The sequence below is a fragment of the Mailhella sp. genome (genome assembly GCF_057866825.1).
This window is the reverse complement of the sequence record NZ_DBMAHT010000188.1, coordinates 1-2,845: the sequence shown is the minus strand read 5'-3', so window position 1 is coordinate 2,845 and position 2,845 is coordinate 1. Positions and strand designations below refer to the sequence as shown.

General features: G+C 60.7%; 3 protein-coding genes. All 3 read left to right on the top strand.

Annotated elements, in window-relative coordinates:
- Nucleotides 1-244: 244 nt before the first annotated feature.
- The 3 genes from ACZM96_RS10490 (at nt 245) to ACZM96_RS10480 (ending at nt 2,213) form a co-directional block, all read left to right on the top strand.
- Complete coding sequence (locus ACZM96_RS10490; RefSeq protein WP_489488991.1) at nt 245-703, top strand: hypothetical protein; 459 nt, start codon at nt 245-247, stop codon at nt 701-703.
- Nucleotides 704-1,062: 359 nt separating this feature from the next.
- Entirely contained in the window at nt 1,063-1,791 is a 729-nt protein-coding gene (locus ACZM96_RS10485; protein WP_489488990.1) for a hypothetical protein, read from the top strand.
- The gene (locus ACZM96_RS10480) at nt 1,788-2,213 is read left to right on the top strand and encodes a hypothetical protein (protein ID WP_489488988.1); all 426 of its coding nucleotides are present in this window, start codon (nt 1,788-1,790) and stop codon (nt 2,211-2,213) included. The genes ACZM96_RS10485 and ACZM96_RS10480 overlap by 4 nt, the downstream gene beginning before the upstream one ends.
- Nucleotides 2,214-2,845: the final 632 nt, after the last annotated feature.

Here is a 2,845-nt window from a genome sequence, read left to right as displayed (position 1 = left end):
GAAAGGGGATAGGGGTGCGGGGAAAGGGGAAAAGCCCTTTTTCAAAAGGGTTTTCCCCTTTCCCCGCAATCTTTTTTCCCCGCTCCGCTTTTCCTTCGTCCTTTTTGGGACGCGATGTCCGAAATTCTTTGCGCCGCAAGGGCAAAAAAACGCTTCCCATGTGAGAAATTTAACGATATAGGGTGAAACTCCTTTTCCCGCCCCTGATTCCGGGAAGAAAAAAAACAACGATAAGAGGTGAGAAATGAACAGGATTTTTGTGACGGGCATTATGGTGCTCAGCATTGGTGTCAGCGGCTGCACGTCTGCGGGCAAGCATCGGGAAGCGGTGCGCGACGACACGGCGGACAGAATTTCCGTCGGCAAGGTGCAGAGAGAGATTCGTGAAGGCATGTCGAGCGCCGAAGTGGTGTCCATACTCGGTTCGCCGAACATGGTGACCACCGACAGCGAACGCCGCGAAACCTGGGTGTACGACAAGGTTGCCACGGAACAGGCCTATTCCGCCTCGCAGGGCGGCGTGGGCGGACTGCTCGGCGGGGTGTTCGGCCTGGGCGCCGGCGGTCTTCTCGGCGGCGCGACCGGCAACGTGGAACGCAGCAGCGGAGCGTCGGCCACGAATCAGCGCACGCTGACCATCATCATCAAGTTCGACGAAAACGGCAAGGTTCGGGACTACAGCTATCGGCAGTCCAGCTTCTGATGATTTGTCCTGCCGGGCAGGCGCGAAGATCTTCTGCGGGAGGCGAGAGCTTCCGAATGTCTTTCGTCGGCAGGCCGGGGAGGGCCGTCTGTGCGGTTCGCCCCGGTTCCGAAGTCCCGCGCCGGATCTTTCCCCCGTCTGCCCGGCGAGCCTGCCCGTCACACGCTGTGGATCGCCGTATCTTCGTGGCGGGATGCTCTCTCCGCCGTTTGCTGCGGACTGCGGCATCCGTTCACCGTGGAGCGGACTCCACCCCGGAACGCGCTGCGGATCGCCCCCTGCGTGCGCAGCAGCACGAACCTGCGGCCCCCCGAAGCTCAAGGATTTTTACCGGACAATTAATGTCGTGAGGATATATTGTGAAAAAGGTGTTTATGCTGATTCTGTGCGTGACCATGCTTGCGGGCTGTTCCACGCAGATTCCCCGAGACGCGCTTCTGCTCACGCCCGACTCGCTCCAGAGCCGTCAGATGCAGACCCGGCGCTTCGACACCACCGACAAGGCCGCCATGCTTGCCGCGGCTACGGGAGTGCTTCAGGATTTGGGCTTCAGCCTTGAGGAGGCGGAAGTGCCGCTCGGCGTGCTGGTGGGCTCGAAGAAGCGCGACGCGTCGAGCTCCACGCAGCTTGCGGGCGCGTTTATCATTGCGGCGCTCGGAGGCGGACAGGTTCCCGTGGATTCGCATCAGACCATACGCGTGTCCATGGTGATGCGGGAAAATACCGGTACACCGGGCTCCCGCGCTCCGATGAAGAACCTTTCCGCCGCGGAACTGACTTCCGTGCGGGCCGACATCGAAAGGAACATTGCCGCCGGACTGCGCAAGAACTATTCCCGCGACGTGAGCGACAAGGCGGCCCGTCAGGCTGCCGACAACGCCGTCAAGGTGATAGAGGCGGATCTCAAAAAGATTCTGAGCGTGCAGTCGAGCGGTGGGGAATCCATTGTGCGGGTGACGTTCCAGCGCATCATCTTCGACACCGCCGGACAGATCACCCGCGCCGAACAGATCAACGATCCCGCCATCTACCGGGAATTTTACGATAAACTTTCCAAGTCCGTCTTTTTGGAGGCTCACGAAATATGAAAAAGCTCATGGCTCTCGCCCTGTCTCTTGTGGTGCTGCTCTCCGCGGGCTGCACCGTGCCCGCCGCCGAAGGTCTGTTCGAGTCCGGCGGCTCCTCGCAGCTGCGCCTGCGCCAGATCCAGACCCGTTACTTCGATACCTCCGATAAGCAGAGAACCGTCGAAGCCGTCATCGCCACCCTCCAGGACCTCGGATTCGTCATCGATAAGGCGTCCCTCGACCTCGGCAGCGTCACCGGCACCAAACTTAAAGGATACACCGTCCGCATGACCGTCAACGTCATGCCCCGCGGCAAAGCGCAAATGACCGTCCGCGCCAGCGCCCAGTATAACGTTACCCCCATCGAAGACCCCATCATCTACCAGGACTTCTTCAACGCCCTCTCAAAAAGCCTCTTCCTCCAGGCCCACCTCGAAAGCTGATCCCCCCCGACGCCCGATCCCCCGATCGGGCGTTGATGGTTAAAGGAAGAGAGGAAAGGCAGGAAAGACAGGAAAGGCATGCGGGGGAAATAATTCCCCCCGCGCCCCCCTGTTTCTGCCTCCCGGCTTCGCCGGTTCGGCAGGACAGGGTGAACGGGAAGATTATGCCCGAAGCAGAGGGCGAAGGGGGGAGAGTCTGCCGGAAGGCCGTTTCTCAGCGCTCTGGGGCCCCGGGCGACGTCAGGAGCCCGGCCGACGGGCATAAGTAGGCGGGATTCACTCCCGCCGTTAAACGCAATGCCTGTCGTGCAAGTGATGCAGTCCGTGCAGCGTGTCTTGTACAAACGGGAAGTTGCGGCAAAATTACTCCTGCAAGGTCAGAAATAATTCCCCCCGCCCCCCCCTGTTTCTGCCTCGCAGCTAAAGCTGCTTCGGCAGGGAGTGTGGGAGCAAAGCGAGTTGCCGAAGCGACGTCCGGCAGGGGCAGGTTGCAAGGCTTCTGGTGCTTGGCGGGCGCGGTTCGGGCTGCGGTCTCAGTGCAGGTGTGTCCTTTCGGACCCACCTGCGGTGGCCGACTCCTGTCCGGCCTGCGCCGGACAGTCGTGAGTAAGGAAGGATTTCCAGATTTTGGG

Excerpts from the sequence above, each read along its gene's own strand:
- ACZM96_RS10490 (WP_489488991.1), top strand. The coding sequence starts at position 245 with ATGAACAGGATTTTTGTGACGGGCATTATGGTGCTCAGCATTGGTGTC.
- ACZM96_RS10480 (WP_489488988.1), top strand. The coding sequence starts at position 1,788 with ATGAAAAAGCTCATGGCTCTCGCCCTGTCTCTTGTGGTGCTGCTCTCC.